The 20,170-nt window shown below is 39.1% G+C and carries 21 protein-coding genes and 1 pseudogene; 8 read left to right on the forward strand and 14 right to left on the reverse strand.

The genetic code is table 11. The features are described 5' to 3' along the window. Window positions 1-7: 7 nt before the first annotated feature. From smpB to secG, 3 genes are read right to left on the reverse strand one after another with little or no spacing between them, the layout of a single operon-like run. Complete coding sequence (gene smpB, locus GVV22_RS04895; protein ID WP_159649020.1) at window positions 8-454, reverse strand: SsrA-binding protein SmpB; 447 nt, start codon at window positions 452-454, stop codon at window positions 8-10. Then, window positions 417-2,531: a ribonuclease R gene (gene rnr, locus GVV22_RS04900; RefSeq protein WP_159649021.1), complete on the reverse strand. Its 2,115-nt coding sequence runs from the start codon at window positions 2,529-2,531 to the stop codon at window positions 417-419. Before rnr ends, smpB begins: the two co-directional genes overlap by 38 nt. A gap of 40 nt (window positions 2,532-2,571) precedes the next feature. Next, window positions 2,572-2,796 carry a preprotein translocase subunit SecG gene (secG, locus tag GVV22_RS04905; protein WP_159649022.1) on the reverse strand — a complete coding sequence of 75 codons (225 nt, stop codon included), beginning with the start codon at window positions 2,794-2,796 and terminating at the stop codon, window positions 2,572-2,574. Between the two features lie 172 nt (window positions 2,797-2,968). Between secG and GVV22_RS04910 the strand changes: the two genes are divergently transcribed. Beyond that, window positions 2,969-3,355, forward strand: coding sequence for a MerR family transcriptional regulator (locus GVV22_RS04910; protein WP_159649023.1), 387 nt, complete (start codon window positions 2,969-2,971; stop codon window positions 3,353-3,355). Then, on the forward strand, window positions 3,352-3,654 hold the full coding sequence (locus GVV22_RS04915; protein ID WP_159649024.1) for a hypothetical protein: 303 nt from the start codon (window positions 3,352-3,354) through the stop codon (window positions 3,652-3,654). The genes GVV22_RS04910 and GVV22_RS04915 overlap by 4 nt, the downstream gene beginning before the upstream one ends. Before the next feature lie 3 nt (window positions 3,655-3,657). Here the strand turns inward: GVV22_RS04915 and GVV22_RS04920 are convergent, their stop codons facing one another. Beyond that, on the reverse strand, window positions 3,658-4,044 hold the full coding sequence (locus GVV22_RS04920) for a VOC family protein (RefSeq protein ID WP_159649025.1): 387 nt from the start codon (window positions 4,042-4,044) through the stop codon (window positions 3,658-3,660). Window positions 4,045-4,150: 106 nt separating this feature from the next. On the opposite strand from GVV22_RS04920, the gene GVV22_RS04925 reads away from it, so the two are divergent. After that, window positions 4,151-5,311 (forward strand): MalY/PatB family protein, encoded by a 1,161-nt coding sequence (locus tag GVV22_RS04925; protein WP_159649026.1) that lies wholly within the window; start codon window positions 4,151-4,153, stop codon window positions 5,309-5,311. Here GVV22_RS04925 and GVV22_RS04930 read toward each other — a convergent pair. Then, entirely contained in the window at window positions 5,288-5,494 is a 207-nt protein-coding gene (locus GVV22_RS04930; RefSeq protein WP_236261783.1) for a helix-turn-helix domain-containing protein, read from the reverse strand. The two genes, GVV22_RS04925 and GVV22_RS04930, sit on opposite strands and share 24 nt — an antisense overlap. A gap of 165 nt (window positions 5,495-5,659) precedes the next feature. Between GVV22_RS04930 and GVV22_RS04935 the strand changes: the two genes are divergently transcribed. Next, on the forward strand, window positions 5,660-7,987 hold the full coding sequence (locus tag GVV22_RS04935; protein WP_159649027.1) for an anaerobic ribonucleoside triphosphate reductase: 2,328 nt from the start codon (window positions 5,660-5,662) through the stop codon (window positions 7,985-7,987). Beyond that, window positions 7,984-8,529, forward strand: coding sequence for an anaerobic ribonucleoside-triphosphate reductase activating protein (nrdG, locus tag GVV22_RS04940; protein WP_159649028.1), 546 nt, complete (start codon window positions 7,984-7,986; stop codon window positions 8,527-8,529). The genes GVV22_RS04935 and nrdG overlap by 4 nt, the downstream gene beginning before the upstream one ends. 50 nt (window positions 8,530-8,579) lie before the next feature. Here the strand turns inward: nrdG and GVV22_RS04945 are convergent, their stop codons facing one another. Then, a complete protein-coding gene (locus tag GVV22_RS04945) occupies window positions 8,580-9,317 on the reverse strand; it encodes a tyrosine-protein phosphatase (protein ID WP_159649029.1) in 738 nt (245 codons plus the stop codon). A gap of 272 nt (window positions 9,318-9,589) precedes the next feature. On the opposite strand from GVV22_RS04945, the gene msrA reads away from it, so the two are divergent. Beyond that, a complete protein-coding gene (gene msrA / locus GVV22_RS04950) occupies window positions 9,590-10,114 on the forward strand; it encodes a peptide-methionine (S)-S-oxide reductase MsrA (RefSeq protein WP_328603016.1) in 525 nt (174 codons plus the stop codon). 382 nt (window positions 10,115-10,496) lie between these two features. On the opposite strand, the gene GVV22_RS04955 is transcribed toward msrA, so the two are convergent. Together GVV22_RS04955 and GVV22_RS11040 are read right to left on the reverse strand one after the other, a co-directional pair. Continuing rightward, window positions 10,497-11,765, reverse strand: a complete 1,269-nt coding sequence (locus GVV22_RS04955; RefSeq protein ID WP_236261930.1) for a glucose-6-phosphate isomerase — start codon at window positions 11,763-11,765, stop codon at window positions 10,497-10,499. A gap of 192 nt (window positions 11,766-11,957) precedes the next feature. Next, a pseudogene (locus GVV22_RS11040) lies at window positions 11,958-12,134 on the reverse strand (S1 RNA-binding domain-containing protein); the annotation flags it as partial. A 69-nt stretch (window positions 12,135-12,203) separates the two neighbouring features. On the opposite strand from GVV22_RS11040, the gene GVV22_RS04960 reads away from it, so the two are divergent. After that, a complete protein-coding gene (locus GVV22_RS04960) occupies window positions 12,204-12,662 on the forward strand; it encodes a divergent PAP2 family protein (RefSeq protein ID WP_159634470.1) in 459 nt (152 codons plus the stop codon). Between the two features lie 5 nt (window positions 12,663-12,667). Further along, window positions 12,668-12,907 (forward strand): NifU family protein, encoded by a 240-nt coding sequence (locus GVV22_RS04965; protein ID WP_159649032.1) that lies wholly within the window; start codon window positions 12,668-12,670, stop codon window positions 12,905-12,907. A 120-nt stretch (window positions 12,908-13,027) separates the two neighbouring features. Here GVV22_RS04965 and GVV22_RS04970 read toward each other — a convergent pair whose 3' ends face one another. From GVV22_RS04970 to GVV22_RS04995, 6 genes are all read right to left on the reverse strand, one after another. Next, window positions 13,028-13,258, reverse strand: a complete 231-nt coding sequence (locus tag GVV22_RS04970; protein ID WP_159649033.1) for a hypothetical protein — start codon at window positions 13,256-13,258, stop codon at window positions 13,028-13,030. Window positions 13,259-13,365: 107 nt separating this feature from the next. Beyond that, window positions 13,366-15,039 carry a MutS-related protein gene (locus tag GVV22_RS04975; RefSeq protein WP_159649034.1) on the reverse strand — a complete coding sequence of 558 codons (1,674 nt, stop codon included), beginning with the start codon at window positions 15,037-15,039 and terminating at the stop codon, window positions 13,366-13,368. A gap of 31 nt (window positions 15,040-15,070) precedes the next feature. Then, on the reverse strand, window positions 15,071-15,277 hold the full coding sequence (locus GVV22_RS04980) for a hypothetical protein (protein WP_159649035.1): 207 nt from the start codon (window positions 15,275-15,277) through the stop codon (window positions 15,071-15,073). Between the two features lie 8 nt (window positions 15,278-15,285). Continuing rightward, complete coding sequence (locus GVV22_RS04985) at window positions 15,286-15,969, reverse strand: YjjG family noncanonical pyrimidine nucleotidase (RefSeq protein WP_159649036.1); 684 nt, start codon at window positions 15,967-15,969, stop codon at window positions 15,286-15,288. A gap of 103 nt (window positions 15,970-16,072) precedes the next feature. Further along, window positions 16,073-17,875: an ABC transporter ATP-binding protein gene (locus GVV22_RS04990; RefSeq protein ID WP_159649037.1), complete on the reverse strand. Its 1,803-nt coding sequence runs from the start codon at window positions 17,873-17,875 to the stop codon at window positions 16,073-16,075. After that, complete coding sequence (locus tag GVV22_RS04995; RefSeq protein WP_159649038.1) at window positions 17,862-20,018, reverse strand: ABC transporter ATP-binding protein; 2,157 nt, start codon at window positions 20,016-20,018, stop codon at window positions 17,862-17,864. The genes GVV22_RS04990 and GVV22_RS04995 overlap by 14 nt, the downstream gene beginning before the upstream one ends. Between the last annotated feature and the right edge of the window lie 152 nt (window positions 20,019-20,170).

The raw sequence follows: 20,170 nt of genomic DNA on the forward strand, positions 1-20,170 counted from the left end.
GCTGGCTCTAATACTGACCTTTCATGGCCTTTTGGATATCTCGTTTTTGGCTGCGTTCTTTCTCTGTTTGACGTTTGTCATAGAGATGTTTTCCCTTCGCTAAGGCTATTTGTAATTTTGCACGGCCTTTACTGAGGTGAATGTTCAACGGCACAATGGTGTACCCTTGTAGGGTTTGCCCCTTTTGTAATTTTTCAATTTCGTGGCCATGCAAGAGTAGTTTGCGATCTCGAAGTTCGTCGTGATTAAAACGATTCCCTTGTTCATACAAACCAATGTGCATGCCCTTTACCCACGCTTCGCCATCTTTGATGGATATAAACGCTTCTTTTAATTGTACTTTACCGTCACGGATAGATTTGATTTCAGTTCCAAGTAGAACCATTCCAGCCTCAAATTCATCTTCGATAAAGTAATCATGATATGCTTTTCGATTTTTTGCGACGACGCTCATTCGGTTTTCGACGCCCCTTTCGTACTCGTGGTTCTATAAACTCAAAATTCACAACATGCTCCAACATATCGACATTCATAAGTTTTACTTTGACTTTTTGGCCGATCGCATACGTTTTCTTGGTGCGCTCACCAATCATTTTCTGGGCCGTTGCATCGTATTGGTAAAAGTCATCTTTAAGGTTGCGAACATGAACTAATCCTTCTACGGTATTGGGAAGTTCTACAAATATACCAAAATTTGAAACACCGCTGATATAACCCATATAGACTTCGCCAACTTTATCTTCCATAAATTGTGCTTTCTTGATTTTTTCAACTTGACGTTCAGCCTCAAGAATAGAACGTTCTTTGGATGATGCATGTTTTCCCGCTTCAATTGTAAATTGTTCGTCTTTTGCTTCATGACGACGATCTTGATGTACGAGATACTTTTTCAAACGTTGGTGCAAGAGTAAATCCGGGTAACGGCGGATTGGTGATGTAAAGTGTGTATAGTCTTCCAATGCTAGTCCAAAATGACCTAACGGTTCTTCACTATACTTCGCTTTACTCATTGAACGCAACATTAGCTTCGAGACAACTGGCATTTCCGGTTTTCCTTCAAAATACTCAAGGGCTTTTTGAAGTGTTTTGGGATGAATTTCTTCTAAATTCCCTTTCATGACATATCCTAAGATACGCAGTGTGTGGGATAAATCCTGCATTTTTTCTTTTGAAGGATGTTCATGGACACGGTATAAAATAGGAATGAAGGCATAACGGGCTTGTTGTGCTACAACTTCATTCGCTGTAACCATAAACATTTCAATCATTTCCTCGGCTTCACCAGTTTGGCGACGGTAAATATCCAAGACTTTGCCATCATTGTCAATCACAAACTTACTTTCATCTGAATCAAAACCAATCGAACCTGCTTGTTCGCGTTTGTATTTGAGACGGCGTGCGCATTCCATCATTAAATCAATCATAGGCTGCACACTTCCCAAATCTTGACCTGAGTTAACTTCTTGATAGCTCATACGTCGTTTGGAATGAATGACAGACTCATAAATATTATAGTCAAGAATTTCTCCGTTAAATCCAATATCAATTTGGGTTGTCATGGTTAGACGATCAACATTGGGATGGAGAGAACAGATTCCATTTGACAGTACTTTGGGTAACATTGGCACAACACGATCCACCATATAAACGGATGAACTGCGGTTGTAGGCACTTGTCGCAATCGCACTTCCTTCAGGCACATAATGTGCAACATCGGCAATGTGTACATACAAGCGATAACCATTCGCAAGTGTTTCCATATAGATTGCATCATCTAAGTCTTTGGCATCTTCACCATCAATGGTGATGACGAACTGATCACGATGATCCATACGGCCCTTCGTTTCGTTTTGATCAATACTTTCTGGTACAGCCTTCGCAGCTTCAATGACTTCATCATCAAAAGGCACATCAATACCATACACAAAGAGGACCGAACGCACATCCATTCCGGGCTCATCTGCTTGACCCAACACTGATGTAATCTTTACATGAATGCGATCATCAATTGCTGTGATATCCCCAATAACCCGTTGGTCAGCCTCAAGGTTATGGCCATTCGCATCATAATCCACCAGTTTTGAAATCTTATTATCATAGGGGACAAAGAAAATACGTTTCCCTTTTTGTTTCATTGTACCTAGAAGGACAGTTCTGTTGCGTTGGAGGGTCTTCCGAATAATTCCATATTGTTTTTCAGCACTCTTAATCTCAACAAGCACTGTATCGGAATCCAAGGCATCTTTAAAATCAGCACTTCCGACATAAATCGAAACTGCCTCATTTTCTACGAATCCAAATGTATCACGGACCGCTTTAAACGTTCCAATCGCATAATGGATATTATCAATGACAAAGACGATGCCCTCATCCAACACAATTTCTTGTGCTTCTATCATTGCTTCTAATTCTTTATTAATCTCTTTCTCGCTTAAATTGAACATTGTTTTGAAGCTCTCTATTAAGACTTCCAACGTTCTCGGTTCTTTTACTTTAATTAAGCCTTCGCGTATTTTATCGTAATGTGTCATCTAACGAAATAAAAACCGCTTATCGCGGTTTCTTATCCTCTTACTGATTTAAAAGTGTAACGACCACAAGTACAATAAATAATGCACCTGAAACAAATGTTGCGTTTGAGAGAACTTTCTCTGCGCCACGCTCTTTAGAGTTTGAAAATAAATCTAACCCTTTGCTTCCTGAGAATGCCCCTGTGAATCCTTCTGTTTTTCCACTTTGTAATAGAGATAAAATAATAATAACCGCGGATACAATAAGTAATAATATTCTTTCCATAATATCGCACCTTTTCTATTTTTCTGTTTATATTCACTGAATATTTTATCAAAGTATCGGGTAAAACACAATGTTTGTTGCTGCGAGACTTTCATTTGTGTTTCGACTTTGGAATTATCGGCTTGACATGGAGTGCACTCTATATCATAAAATCAAGATAGAGGTGACCATTATGAAAATTGGCGAATTATCAAAACGAACTGGCATTCGTGTAGACACACTTCGTTTCTACACCAAAGAAAAACTCTTAACATATACGCATGCACATCATTTTTGGGACTTTAACGATGACCAAATCGTGCTTGCTGAACATATTCAATTACTTCGGAATTTGGGGTTTTCGATTCGCGATATCCGATTTGTGTTCGATGCGAGCGAGGCTTTGCTCGACGGCACACGTGTGAATCACGAGAATTTGGCTGCATATATAGACTTTTTCGAAGCGAAAAAGTCTGCTTTACGCATTCAGCGACACCATATCGACATTGCAGAACAACGACTTTCAAACATTTTGACAAAATTGGAAATAATGGCATCAAAGGAAACCTTTGAACTATGAACTATGCGCCTTTACTCATCCTCGCGACCTTACATGGCATGACTGCACTTGCAAATCTGCGACTGAAACACATCGGACCATGGACGATGCTACTTGGATCTCTATTGATTCTTGGAGGTGTTTACCAAGGCATACACAGTGAAACTACCCAATGGTGGTTGATACTTAGTGGCCTTGTTCTCATTATAGATAGTGCAATCTACAATGGTTATAAGCAAGGGCAAACTAACTGGTCTCACCATGCAATTCGGATGATTTTATGTGGACTTGCAATTCTTCCACTACTGATCAGCAAATAAAAATTAGGATTCCAGTGCAACAACTTCCAATTTGATCCGATCTGGATCTTCAAAAAAGTAAGTGTACACATCCGGCCCTCCTGCATGGGGGTAAGCATCAGCATACAGTTCATCGACAAACCCACTGAGTGCTTGACGAATACAATCAACATCGTGCGGTGTAGTGACCCCAAAAGCAAGGTGGTTCAGCCCAATTTGCTTGCGATGATAGCCCGCGCTTTCGTACGCTTTTTCCACTTGCACAAAAACTAGATATGATCCCTGTTTCCGATAGCTGAAGCCCTTTTCCCATTCTTGGTACAATTCATAGTCTAAAAGGACAAACAACCGTTCATAAAATAACCGTGTCCGCTTTAAATCTTTTACATATATTTCAAGATGATGAATCATTCGTTCCTCCGTAGCATTCCTATTTCGAGTATAACATGTTAAGCGAATTCTTACGATTTCTCGATGATATTTGTTATGATAATGTTATTATGGAGGATCGATAACAATGAACTTTAATCATGATGCGATTAGACGCTTTGGGCGTAGTTACAAATGGGATGCAATGTTAGAAGCCTATCCAGAAACAGAAACAATGGACATCATGCCCTTTACGGTTGCGGAAATGGAATGGCAAACAGACCCCATCATTACGCAAACCCTACAGACTTATCTGGCTGAGGATATATTAGGATATACGAAAGCGTCTGAAACGTATACTAAGGCTGTATGCCAATGGATGCACAATCACTACCACCTCGATATTCAATGTGATGATATTATCACGACACCTGGTGTCATTACTGCTATAAAAATGGCTTTAGAGGTTATGACAACTGAAGGTGATGGGGTTATTTTATTGACACCTGTCTACCACTCTTTTTTCAAAATGTTGGAAGCAGTTCATCGAATACCAGCTACATCAAATCTTATCAATCACAACGGTATATACAGTATTGATTTTGAAGATCTTGAGGCGAAATTTAAAGACCCTGCAAATACTGTCATGATTATGTGTCATCCTCATAATCCAATTGGCCGGGTCTGGACTCGTGATGAGCTTGAGCGCATCCACGCACTTAGTCTACAATATAATGTCCCTGTAATTTCTGATGAGATTCATGCCGACTTAACACTCTTTGGATATCACCATGTGAGTTATGGGACCCTTGACCCTCAGGCTATCATCTGTACATCGGTCAGCAAGACTTTTAACCTCGCAGGTTTAAAAATTTCTAATATTATTATAAAAGATGAACGACTTCGCCACCAATTCGTCAATCATGGCGAACGATACGGAACCATTGGCGCAAATGCGCTTGCGATTCAAGCAGCTGAAGTTGCATATCGAAAGGGACAACCTTGGTTAGATCAAGCCCTTCAGGAAATTGAAGCGAATGCCGCAATCGTTACCGAGCGTTTTGACAAAACTGATATTATTGTTTCTCCCCTTGAGGCAACATATCTTATTTGGATGGATTTCCGAGAAGTCATTAAAAAAGACCCTACGTTATTACAACGATTAGAGTCTGAAGCGTATTTCTTTGCAAGCGATGGTGAGGCATTTGGTGCCAACGGTGCAGGATTCCTACGGATGAACCTTGCAGGCCCACAACGATACATCGTCGAAGCATGTGATCGTGTCTTAGAGATCGTAAACAAACTCTAAGATGTCACGAGGCTGACATTTCAATTCTGTACAAATCGAATTCAAAGTCGTGAAGCGAATTGCCTTCACCTTTGAATTTTTTAATTTCGAGAGATTGACCTCAGAAATTTGTGTTCGCTCCGAGAGTTCCCGCAGTGTCATTTTACGATCTGCCATGACCCGATCTAACCTAACAATAATCATAAAAACCCCTCCTCTTTAACAAAGTATAGCATAAGTTTAATTTTTATCGTTAAATATTTAACTTTAAAGTTTGTGAAATGATGTACTATCGATTTACACCCGAAATTTGATAGCCTTTTTATTTCTAATTATTTATGATAGATACATCAGGGAGGGTCGCACTACATGACTAATATTACAATCTTAAAACGTGACAACCAAAAAGCCAAATTTAATGGTGAAAAGATTGCGGTTGCAATCAAAAAAGGCTTTGACTCTTTAGAGTCTGACAAGTATAACGGCGATGATGTCAACCACGTCTATAATGCTGTATTGACACAAATCGAAGAACTATCCAAACGTGAAGAGTACATCTCGATTGAACACATTCAGGATTTAATTGAGCGTGAATTATTGCGCCAAAACTTTACGGATGTTTACGAGTCCTTTGCGTCCTATCGAAACCGTCGTAACGAATCCCGTAAAATTTTTATTTCAAAACAACACAAGTTCCTCAAAGCAATCGAAAAATTGAACCAAAAAGAAGCAATTGATAACGACGATAAACGTGAGAATGCAAACGTCGATGGAAACAGTCCAATGGGAATGATGTTACAATTCGGATCAACCATTTCTAAAGAATTTGCGAAAGCTTACCAAATGGATGAAGATTTTTATGAAGCACATGATTCGGGTCAAATTCATATTCATGATATGGACTTCCTTCCAATGGGAACAACAACCTGCAACCAAATCAATCTCGAACAACTTTTTGAAAATGGATTCTCAACAGGACACGGTCATCTCCGTTCGCCACGAGACATTATGTCGTATACCGCACTCGCTGCTATTGCGATTCAATCAAACCAAAACGATCAACATGGTGGACAAAGTATCCCTGCCTTTGATCATTACATGGCCCCTGGCGTACTCCTCACTTTCAAGAAGCAACTCAAACAACGTGTTTATGACTTCCTTGAAATTGCCGATTTACTTGAAACTGCCGATATTAAAGGAATCATCAAACATATCGACAAATTAGATTCAATAACCATTGATACCAAAGATTTTGGTAAATTCGTTAAAGATGACGAAAAGTCTCTCCAAATTATTGATAAAGCGTATGATAAAGCGCTACGTGTTACAGACCGAATCACCTTCCAAGCCATGGAAGCATTTATCCATAATTTAAATACCATGCATTCTCGTGCAGGTGCGCAAGTACCATTTAGTTCGATAAACTTTGGTACAGATATTACTCCTGAAGGTCGGATGGTTGTCGAGAATTATCTTAAAGCACTCGACAAAGGTCTTGGAAAAGGTGAAACACCAATTTTCCCAATTGCAATTTTCAAAGTAAAAGAAGGTGTTAACTACTTCCCAGAAGATATTAACTATGATCTTTTCAAACTAGCCATTAAAGTTTCCGCTAAGCGTCTTTTCCCTAACTTCTCATTCATCGATAGTCCCTTCAATAAACAATATTATAAAGAAGGCCGCTATGAAACAGAGATTACATATATGGGATGTCGCACTCGTGTCATGAGTGATATCAATGACCCCGAAAACGAAGAAGTAATTGGTCGTGGTAACCTTAGCTTTACCTCAATTAACCTTGTTCGCTTAGGAATCAAACACGGAATTCTTACACATGAAACTCCAAACTTTGAAGGCTTCTATGAAGAATTAGATCACCTCATTGATCTGACGAAGCACCAACTACTTGAACGTTACCGTATCCAATGTGGAAAATCGGTCGCAAACTTTAAGTTCTTATTAGGTCAAGGCGTTTGGAAAAACTCAAAATCACTGAAACCAAAAGACAACTTGCATAAAGTATTGAAACACGGTTCTTTGGCATTTGGATTCATCGGCCTTGCTGAATGCTTGAAAGCATTAATTGGTCAACATCACGGAGAAAGTGAAGAAGCACAGCGTCTTGGATTAGAAATTATTCAACACATGCGTGATCGTGCTGATGCCTTTACGGAAGAAACACACCTCAATTTCTCATTAATTGCAACACCTGCTGAAGGTTTATCCGGACGCTTCGTAAGTATTGATCGTTCGATTTTTGGAAGTATTGAGGATGTAACAGATCGCTCCTTCTACACCAATTCATTCCATGTCCCCGTTTATTATGACATTTCAATTAAAGACAAACTCGCAATTGAAGCACCGTATCACGCACTCACAAACGGTGGTCATATCAGTTATGTGGAACTCGATGGCGATACGACACAAAACCTTGAAGCATTCGAAGAAGTCGTACGTATGATGCACGATTCTGAAATCGGTTATGGTGCGATTAACCACCCAGTAGATCGTGATCCAGCATGCGGTTATACTGGAATTATTAATGACGAATGCCCAAGCTGTGGTCGTCACGAATCTGAAGGAGATTACGGTTTTGAACGCATCCGTCGTATCACCGGATACCTCGTCGGAACACTGGACCGCTTTAACGATGCGAAACGTTCAGAAGAAAGTGAACGTGTAAAACATAGTCTATGAACATAAGACTTTCATCTTTCATTTCAGATTCAATTGTGGATGGAGAAGGCATCCGTTCCGTAATTTTCACACAGGGATGTCCACATAATTGCCCTGGTTGCCACAATCAAAAATCGATACCGTACGATGGTGGTGAACTTATCGCAGTTGAAGATGTGATTACTCAAGTTTTAGATGCTAATCTCGGTAAAGTAACATTTTCCGGTGGTGAACCATTTATTCAAGCAGAGGCATTATATCAAATTGCTAAAAGACTCAAAGAAGAAGGGTACAACCTTTGGTCCTACACAGGTTTTAAGTATGAAGCACTTATGAGACATCAAGATCCTTATGTTCAAAAATTCTTAGGCTGTTTGGATATTCTAATTGACGGACGGTTTATGATTCGTAAGAAAAGTATGGCTGCACTCTTTCGTGGCTCGTCAAATCAACGAATTATTGATGTACCACAATCTCTTGCAGCTGGAAAAGTTGTTGTCTCTACTGTCTTTGTTGATCCCGTTGAGGATGAATCAGACCGAGACCATGATATCTTTATTTAACACTCCTTCGGGAGTGTTTTTATATAAGAAAAGACATCTAAAGATGTCTTTTAGCGTGTTTCTGTGAAACGGTCACGAAGTACCGCGATTTTATCTGCTGTTAATCCATACTCTGCTTCGAAGTAAGCATCATAAGTTCCATGTTTGGCTTTAATCGTATCAAGTGCCGCATTTAAGTACGAAGGTTTCACAATTAAGCCTGGCATTTTGTGATATAAGGTTTCAATACTACGGCCATATTTCAAGCGACGGACTTCGTTCTCCACAATCGCATCAAAGGCTTGAATTGATTTCAAGAAATCAAAGAGGACATCTTCTTCGCTCATTCCAAGCGCTAACTGAATGAGTGCTGTTCCAACACCTGTACGATCTTTGCCTGCTGTACAGTTATGAAGATAAGGAACCGAATTATCTTCTTGTAGTATTTGGAAGACATTGATGTATGCCGGATTATCAAAGACTAATTTAGTATAGAAAATTTCCATGTCTTCCGATGACAATGCTGTGTACGGAAGGTTCTTATCATCTTCAAAGCCTCCAAGATGTTCAGACGCTGAGATAGTATAAACCTTTTTCGCAAACGTTTCGCGAAGTTCATCCCGATCAAGCTCACTCGCTTCTCGGTAGTCACATAAGTTTTGAATGTTTAACGAACGAATGTAGTCACGATCTTCCTCTGTAAGATCACGATAGGATCCACAACGGAAAAAAATTGATTCTTTAATAAAACGGCCATCCTGTGTCGGATACCCGCCAAAATCTCTAAAATTGATTAATTCACTTTTCATAGAAAACCTCCAAGTTGTTTCAAATTGTATCATAATTTATCCAAATTAACCTAAACTTAACGTATCATTGACGAAAACTAGATACTTAAAAGATAGTATAATACCAAGAGCGCATGCTCGGCAAGTACCTAGGATCTCCATCACTGGTATTTGAGAACGGCCAGCCTAGACCACTGAGCCCTTATTGAGGTCATTACGACCTCTTTTTTATGAGCGAAATGTCCACGAGATGGTTGCCTTTGTGCTACAATTTTTGAAAAGGAGGATACATGATGTCCAATACAACACGAAAAATCTATTTAGCTGGTGGTTGCTTCTGGGGTGTAGAAGAATACTTTAGACGCCTCAAAGGTACAGTGAATACAAAAGTTGGGTACGCCAACGGTATCCGTGATGGTGTAACATATCGCGACGTTTGTTCAGGTACAACGGGTCATACAGAAACGGTCGAACTCGTTTATGATCCTGTCGTGCTCCCATTGGAGGCAATCATTGATCACCTCTTCCGAATTATTGATCCCACATCCTTAAACCGCCAAGGTAATGACATTGGTCCCCAATATCGAACCGGTATTTACTATACTGATGATAATGACCGAAACATTATCGAGGCGACAATTGCGACACTCGCATCATCAATTGATGGCCCACTTGCTGTGGAAGTTCAGGCTCTTGAAAACTTTACAATCGCAGAAGATGAGCATCAGCTTTACCTAAATGTGAACCCAGGTGGGTACTGCCATGTTGACTTTAGTGTCGCAAATGCCGATGAATTGAAAGATAATTATATAAAGTAAAGTATATTTTTCACAAAGTAACGTTAAAACGTTGCTTTTTTTATTATTTCAGACTACTTTTAATAAATTATTATCAAGACACGGTCATTTGTTATGTTTTCTCTCAAATATTGTGTATAATAATCTTGTAAGTTAAATCGTTTCTAATGTTTTGGTAGGCGTTAGAACAATAACTTTCGGAAGTCTTATAATAATATCCATGTAAGTGCCATTACATGCATAATAGAATCAATCTCCAATTGAACTTCCGTTTAGTCTATCTTCTTCATATCAATCTCTATTGATAGACTAACTATAAAAGCAAGGAGTCGAACTCCTTTTTTTTATGTCATCACAAAGAAAAAAGAAACCCGCTATCATCAATAGAGGGTTTTATTTTGACTTATTTTCCGAGTAAGCGGAACATGTTCTTTTTGTAAACTTCAACGCCCGGTTGATCAAATGGATTCACATCCAGCATGTAAACTGACATAGCAAGTGCCGTAAAGAAGAAATAGACCATATAGCCGAATGTATAGGCATCTGCTTTCTCAATTGAAATTAAGATGTTAGGAACACCACCTGTAACTCCATGCGCTTCAAGCGTTCCTTCAAATGCTTTTTGATTTATCCAGTGTAGGCTCTTGCCTGCTAGATAGTTCATTTGGTCAAGATCATTTAATTCTTCAGGTACTAACATATCTTCGATTGGATTATCGATGAGTACGACCGTTTCAAATATATTTTTGGTTCCATCTTGGATGTGTTGCCCCATTGAATGCAAGTCTGTTGAGAAGTTGACACTTGCAGGTAAAATACCTTTTCCTTCTTTTCCTTCAGATTCGCCAAAGAGTTGTTTCCACCATTCAGCAACAAAGAGCATGTGTGTTTCATAGCTCACAAACATCTCTGTAACCTTGCCTTGTTTTTCAAGCATACGGCGTGCTACTGCATAAGTGTAAGCAGGGTTTGCGGTAAGGTCAGGAGTATTAAATTCAAATGTAGCGTCTTTGACACCTTGCATTAGTGCATCAATATCAATTCCAGCAGCCGCAATTGGTAAAAGTCCTACCGGTGTTATGACCGAGAAGCGACCGCCAATGTCATCAGGAATCACGAACGTTTCATACCCTTTGGCGTCGGCTAATGGTTTTAAAAGACCATTCTTTGCATCCGTTGTAGCATAGATGCGTTGTGCTGCTTCTTCACCATAGACAGCTTCCATGTGCTGACGAATCATACGGAATGCGAGTGCTGTCTCTGTTGTTGTTCCAGATTTGGATATGACATTCACTGCAACGCGTTTCCCTTTAATATAGTTCAAGATACGAACAATTGCAGTTGATGAGAATGTATTTCCCACATAAATTATTTCTAAGTCTGATTGTGCATAAGGTCCTTGCAGCATTTCAATTGCTGCGCGAGCGCCTAAGTATGATCCACCGATTCCACATACTAAGAGAACATCAGCTTGTTCTTGTATGCGTTTAGCAGCAGCTTTGATACGTGCAAATTCATCTTTATCGTAACGATTTGCCCAATCTAACCATCCGGTATAATCGCTTCCTTTTCCAGTACCTGCATGTAGCATTTCATGAATACGATTCACGTCATCTTGATAATCTAATACATTACCTTCTAATAGTGCGTGGCTTAAATCTACTTTAACCATATCTTTCTCCTTTTGCTTCAACCATCGAGGCATTATTGTCTCAAGTGTTTCAAAACCCAACTCAGCGTCCGGTACTAAAGGTCGTTTATTGTCTTTATCGGTGCGATCTTTTCGTGAAGAATAGTTCAATGCTTTCAATGATAAGCGCAATTGACTCGGACCTTCACTCACATCAATAATCTTCGCAATAATATGTTCCCCTTGTGTTATATATTGACGAATATCACGTACAAAATCATCCGAAACTTCTGAGATATGGATAAGACCAGTGGTCTCTTCATCTAAGACAACAAAAGCACCGTACGGTTGGATTCCGGTTATGACACCTTCAACTATCTGTCCATTTGTATACTTATGTTTCATTTTCATACCTCAATATCTTATATATTATAACACATCCTTTTTTGTATGATATAATAAAAGTCAGAGGTGGATCCTATGAGTTCAAATTTTTATCCAATCATTTCAGCAATCTTGGCGAATGTGCTCGCACAGCTCTTGAAGCCATTGTTTTACTATTTAAGAACCGGGGAGAAAGACTTGAGTTCGATCTTCGAAAGTGGTGGTTTCCCAAGTTCGCACACTTCCTTGGTTGTTGGGCTTACGATGTCCTATGGGTATCTCTCAGGATTCCAATCACAGTATTTCTTTATTTCACTGGTATTTTCATTAACTGTTATTTATGATGCTGCGAACGTTCGCTATTATGCAGGTCAAAACATTAAGATGACCAAACAACTCATCCAGGATATCGAAATCTTGACACAAACTACATTGGAAAATCCTGTGTATCGCGAAAAGATTAAAGATGTTTTAGGTCATAAATGGGTTGAAGTAATTGGTGGTTTCTTATTGGGATTAATCACAGCATCTGTTCTGTATTTCTTTCAGGGGTGATTCACATGACATTAGAAGAACGTATTATTCAATCGTTAGATAAAATCAGACCATATATTCAACGTGATGGCGGTGACATGGAATTCGTAAGTGTCAACGACAAAGGCGTTGTAACAGTTCGACTACTTGGAGCTTGCATTGGATGTGGACTAATTGACTACACGCTTCGTGGTGGTGTTGAGGCACTGCTCATGGATGAAATCGAAGAAGTCACCGGTGTCATTGCCGAAGACTACGATTTATAATTACAATACGATTTGGTATTGATCCAAGTCTATTAGAAACAGTAAAAAAGCATCTTCCATTAGTATCTTGTCTTAACACACGGGTACAAATGGAGGATGCTTTTTAGTATTGCATCATTTTTATGTTTTTGAATTGGTATATTTAACCAGCCATGCGATAATTGCAATCACCATAATAACGATAAAAGTCACGACAATATCAACGGTCATAAAGCTCATAAAATCAAGGTGTTGGGTGGCTGCAGCATCCATATTTTTGATAATCAAAAAGAGGATTACTTTAAATCCCATATAGCATGCGATTGTTACAACAATAATACTTAGAACGAGACTGGATTGTTTTTTCTTCATAGATATACCCCACATTAGTTTAAGTATAGCAATCCATGAAGATACCTACAGGTTTCTTGGTTAGGTGGTCAATTTTAGTGTTTATCTTGTATAAAAAAACGATAAGCTTACTTATCGTTTAAGGTTACATTGGGCCACGAACGGGTCTCTCTAAACTCTGAGGCCAGTGCATCTGCAACAGCAACAAGTTCTTGATCATATCCATAGTGCTCAAGCAATCGAATTGCATTGGTTGTGTTGGATGGTCCTTGTCGAAGTTGATAATCAAACTCGATCCCATCATGGGTGATCGTTTCGCGGAAATGATAATTCGTATAGATAGTACCTAGCATCTCCGTCAGTTCAATATCATGCGTCGCAGCAGCCACAAAGCACGATTCATGGGAAAGAGCCGAAAGGACTGACGCAGATGCTGCAATCCGCTCGATTGTATTGGTTCCTTTTAGAATTTCATCAATAAACACAAGTGTGAAGGTTTCATGCTTTACGGCATCCAATATTCGTTTTATCGATTTTGTCTCAGTCACAAAATAACTATCACCCGATTCAATGTTGTCACGCATTGCCATCGATGTAATGACGTGAGCATGTCGTAACTCGAATGAATCTGCAGTACATGTATTGAAGTTTTGTCCTAAAATTGTATTTAATGCCAACGCACGGACAAAGGTCGATTTCCCACTCGCATTTGATCCTGTTATTAGACATCTTTGGTCCAATTCAGCAGTATTTGCGATGGCCGCATCTTCAAGCAATGGATGGACGATGTTCGTAAATTTGGGAGCTGAACGATTGGATTCAATTGGAAGCGAATAGTTTTGCAACGATTCACGATAAGAAGCTGTCGCAATATAGACTTCAAGCATACCCATGATTTCGACTACATCTCTCATAGCTTCTTGATTCGAATTATATATTTTGATGACGCGACCATAGGCTAACGGTGTTATCAAAAAATAAGTAGATAAGATACTTGTAAAGAAGCTGAGACCCATTACATCACTTTGATTGGTTGGCATTGCAAAGCTAAGGATTGCGGATACACCATTAAATGGTTTTAAGGATGCTCGCAAATGCTCCATTTCTGTTTCAAAAGATTCGTGCTCAATCTTCGTAATTTTGTGACCACATTTAATAACATCCGTAAAATAGGATGCACTGCTTATGTTTGCTTTAATTTGATCCGTAACTTTTTCATTAAGGGCAAACATGGCAATGAATGAAAAGGTAACCCCTAATATTCCTGCTGTTAGATCGATGAAAAGCATAAGAATTGATCCAATCGCGAAGGCTCTCGCTAATATAAGTATTATATTCAAGTTATGATCAATGGGCTCATAGCCATCAAAGTATGCTTGCAGCATCTTCTCACGCTGTTTTCCGATGCGGTTGAGTGGCAACAGCACTTTTAACCGTGTTGCCTCATCTTCCATTGCTGTGACCTTTATTTCGAAATCATCGCGATTGTGCTTGCGCATATCCCGTAGGCGATAATATAACATGCTTTCTCCGAGCGAGGACTGCGTTACATTCATACGATGAAACAATGCCTCCATGTCCAGGTCTTGGAAAGTTGTTTCATCAATTGCCTGTTCGGGTGTAAAATGATCAAAAAGATACCGTGCATTCGCCATTTCAAAAAAACGTGAATCGAACTCCGGTTTCTCTCCATACTGTTGTTTAATTATTTGAATTGTTTGTTCTCTTTGAAATTTCGCAATCAAAAAGATAATGACCAGCACACTTACTACGATACTAACTCCTACAACTATAACGCCCATAGTTTCCTCCTCATAGAAAAAGAAACAAGCACTATTTATTGGCTTGTTTCGTTAATTTTATAAACTTTTGGATGATAAGCACGACTGCCGCAATCATTAATACATAATTAATAATACGTAGCATTGGCCATCCGCCAAAAGGATATAAGATGCGATCTGAAATCCACATTAAGGTAATAAGTATTCCTAATCCTACAATACTTGTATATGTCGATTTGTCTTTACGCTTCTGTGCCATAGATCCTCCTATTCCACAATACTGAGTAGTTCCATTAAGTCCGTAATTTCATAATCAGGAATAATGTTACTGGTGTTTTCGATTTGTTTTGGATTGTACCAGACGGTCGTTATTCCCGCAAGATTACCCCCTTGAATATCTGCACTCAATGAGTCCCCGATAATCAACGTTGTCGTTTTGTCCGCATGCGGTAATTGTTTGAATGTATAATCGAAGAAAACAGGACTTGGTTTTGTCGCCCCAACATCACTCGAAATGACAATGGCTTCAAAAATATCATGAATACCAACGTTATGCAAGCGTTTGTGTTGCGTTCGACTAATACCGTTAGTCACTATTGCTAGTGTATACTTATCTGTAATTTTTGCAAGTAATTCCTTCGCATTGGGCATTAATATGGGATGGTTTTCCACATGTTGTCGGAATTTATCATCCATTTCATACCCACTCATATTGATTTCATAGTCTTCAAATGAACGTGCAAACCGCTGTTCCATGATGGTCTCTTTCGGAATATGGCCCGCTTCATGGTCGTGCCATAATTGGTGATTGATGGCTAAATATTTTTCTTTGAGTGCATCGCTGTAAGGAATGCCCACATCGTTGAGTAATTTTCCAAAAGCAATGTCTTGTGATGCTGTGAAATCGAGTAATGTATTATCGATATCTAGTAATATAGTTTTATACTTCATCTTAAACCCCGCTTATTTCATACTTCTAATAATACAACATTCTTGACGTTTTGTATCGTATACTTAAAAAAAAGTCCGTGAGGTTAGTTCACGGACTTTTAAACTAGTCTTCAGAAAATTGACTGTTGTAGAGGGTTGCATAGAAGCCATCTTTGGCGATGAGCTCTTCATGATTTCCCACTTCAATAATATCACCTTTATCCATAACGAGAATCATGTCTGCGTTACGGATCGTTGAGAGACGGTGTGCAATAATAAAGCTTGTACGTCCTTCCATCAATTTATCCAACGCTTGTTGGATAAGTACTTCAGTACGGGTATCTACTGAGCTTGTTGCTTCATCAAGAATCATAATTTTTGGATCGGCGAGAATTGCACGCGCAATCGTTAATAATTGTTTTTGACCTTGAGAAACATTCGATGTTTCTTCATTAAGAACTGTATCATAACCATCGGCTAAGGTTCGAACAAAGTGGTCGACTTGTGCTTCTTGAGCAGCATTGTAAACCTCTTCGTCCGTTGCATCGAGATTACCGTAGCGAATGTTTTCTTTAATGGATCCACTGTATAACCATGTATCTTGAAGAACCATACCAATGGTCGAACGTAAATCTTCACGTTTGAAGTTTCGGATATCGATACCGTCAATCATAATTGATCCGGACGTAACATCGTAGAAACGCATTAAGAGTTTAACAATGGTTGTTTTACCTGCACCCGTAGGTCCAACAATCGCAACTTTTTGACCTGGTTTAACGTAGGTACTAAAGTCATTGATAATTGTTTGTCCTGGAAGGTAACCAAAATTTACATTTTCAAACATAACAGAACTTTGCAGTGTTTCCAAATCGTAGTCGACAGGTGTTTCTGCTGGTTCTTCATCTTCTTCTAAGAATTCAAAGACACGTTCTGCAGCTGCGATAGATTGTTGGAATTGTGCTGAAATACTTCCCAATTGTGCAATCGGGTTCAAGAAGTTACGCATATATTGGATAAAGGATTGAATATCCCCAACACTGATTATGCCTTGCGTTGCATACCAACCACCAAGAATACTAATTACAACATAGCCAGCATTCCCAATAAAGTTCATCATTGGCTGTGCTAAACCTGAGAAGAAGTTACTCTTCCATGTTGAATCGTAGAGACGGTTGTTGATTTCATCATGTTTTGCTAATGAAATATCTTCCGCATTGTACGCTTTAACAACAATTTGGCTTCCGTACATTTCTTCGATGTGACTGTTCAACTCTCCCAAGTTGTCTTGTTGGGCTTGGAAGAATTTTTGTGAACGACTAAAGATAAAGACCATAATTCCGAATGATATCGGCATAACGAGCAATGCCGCAAGCGTCATTTGCCAGTTAATCGTTATCATCATATATAAGACCCCAACAATGGTTGTTACTGATGTAAGAATCTGTGTAATACTATTGGTCAAGTTTGTATCAATAACATCAATATCGTTCGTTACAATTGAAAGTGTATCTCCAACTGTTGTTTTATCAAAATAACTAAGGGGCAGACGGTCAATTTTAACTTGCATATCTTTACGCAGTTTAAATGTAATATCACGAGAAATTCGCGCCATCACAAACCCTTGAATATAACTAAAAAAGAAACTAAATCCGTAAATTGCTGAGAGGAAGATAAGAATTCGTCCAATCTTCTCAAAGTCTACACCTCCAAGTCCTTGGACACGTGACACCAAACCTTCAAAAAGAACGGTTGTTGCTTGTCCCAGAATTTTCGGTCCGATAATTGCTAAAACCGTCGAGATGAGTGCCGCAATCAAGACAAAGATAAATTTAGCCATATGTGGTTTAATCAATCCCGCAAGCTTGCGAATTGTTTGTTTCATGTCTTTTGCTTTTCCAGATGGAGCTGAACTGTTATTTCTTGCCATAATTCAATTCCTCCTCTGATAATTGTGACGCAGCAATCTCATAGTATGTGGCGCTTGATTTGAGGAGTTCTTGGTGAGTCCCAATTCCTACCATTTTTCCTTCGTCCAATACGATGATTTGATCTGCATCGATAATTGTATTGACACGTTGTGCAACAATCATCAATGTTGCATCTTCATAGTTTTCATGAATTGCTTTTCGTAAAAGTTGATCTGTTTTGAAGTCTAAGGCTGAGAAACTATCATCAAAGATATAGATAGACGCATCACGAACTAATGCACGCGCAATACTGAGTCGCTGACGTTGTCCACCAGATACGTTTGTCCCACCTTGTGCAATGCGATACTGGAGGCCTTCTTCTTTATCAAGAATAAAGTTTCCTTGTGCAATTTCTAATGCCTTAAGGACTTGTTCATCACTTGCCCCTTGATTTCCATATTTCAGGTTTTCTTCAACAGTTCCAGACAGTAGAATTCCCTTTTGAGGAATATAGCCGATATCTTCCCGAAGCGTCTTCTGATCGACATCTCGCACATCGACACCATCAACACGAACAACACCTTCACTTGCATCGTAAAAGCGTGGAATCAAGTTGATCAGAGTTGATTTCCCAGATCCGGTTGACCCAATAAATGCGGTTGTTTGTCCAGGTCGTGCCGTAAAGCTTATGTCCTTCAAGACATACTCATCCGCACCGTCGTATTTGAATGAGACATTCTCAAACTCAACAATACCACGTTTTGTATCATCCAATGAAAGGCTTGTTTGTGGATCCTCAATTGAATTTTCCGTTTCAAGGATTTCGTTAATACGGTTCAATGAGACCATTGCACGTGGAATGAAAATAAACATCATCGAAATCATAAGGAAGGCCATAATAATTTGCATTGCATATTGCATAAATGCCATCATGTCTCCAATTTGAATAATTCCATTGGACACTTCGCCTGCACCAAACCAAATGATACCAACAACTGTCATGTTCATAATTAACATCATGATTGGCATCATAATTGACATGACACGGTTTACAAACAATGTTAGGTCAGCAACATCAACGTTTGCTTTTTCGAATCGTTTGTTCTCAAAGTCTGTATTTCCAAATGCTCGCATAACCATGACACCACTTAAGTTTTCGCGGAAAACTAAGTTTAGACGGTCGACGAGTGATTGTCGAATTTTAAATTTTGGCATTGCAACAAAATAAATAAAGAGAAGAACAACGAAGAGAGCGGCGCATGCTGCACCAATTAACCACGTCATGGAATCGGCTTTATTTTGAATCATGACAATTCCACCTATCGCCATAATTGGCGCATAGAAGAAGATTCGTATGGACATCATGATCATCATTTGTACTTGTGTCACATCATTGGCTGATCGAACAACCATTGACGATTGTGAGAATTTATTAAACTCTGCACTTGAGAAGCCCTGAATTTTCTCAAAGACTTCACGACGTAGATTGCGGGAGAATCCTGCCCCTGTACGTGTTGCGGATAAACCAACTAACACGGCAGCAATAACCCCAACAAATGTTATTCCTAGCATTTGCAATCCGGTTTTAAAGATATAGTCACGTTGTAACGTTGATATATCCGTCCCTTGTTCTTCATAAAGCATTTTTGCGACCATGACGCCGGTTTGTGCTTTTAAAGAATCTTGAGTTTCTTCAGCCTTTGCAAATGCCGCTTCTTTGATTGAATTGTCTAAGGACTCAAAGAGTGGAATTGCTGGGTAAAGATCTGTGATATTGAAATCTTCGGACATTTGACCGTTCATCGGTTCGGTTCCGGGAATTTCGTAGTTCATCAATGTCCAAATGGATTCTCCCACTAACACATCGATTTCTTTTCGATTTACATCATCGTTGATGACTGCTTCATTACCAGATACTGTATATGCATCTTTAAATGCATTTGATTGTGTTTCTGGAAGTACAGCAGCGATTAAATCGTAGCCATTCTTACTCATTATTTCTGGACTTGCATGTTCGATCCCCGACTGTTGGATTCCGACGTTTACAATATCCGACATATAATTCGGAAGTTTTAAGTCGGCCCACGCCTGAACAAACAAGAGCGAAATTGCTACCAGAACTAAGAGTATGAATGGTTTCATATTCTTCAGAATACGTTTCATTCATGTACCTCTCTCTCGTAATCTTCACATAAATTTCATAAAATGAACCATGTTCATTTACTATTATATTACAAATTTTCAGTCATGACAATTTTAATGGTTCGATTTTAACAAATCTTCACGTTCCCATAGAAAAAGTTGTTATCACGGGA

It is taken from the genome of Erysipelothrix aquatica (genome assembly GCF_009828825.1).
In the GTDB taxonomy this organism is placed as follows: domain Bacteria; phylum Bacillota_I; class Bacilli_A; order Erysipelotrichales; family Erysipelotrichaceae; genus Erysipelothrix; species Erysipelothrix aquatica_A.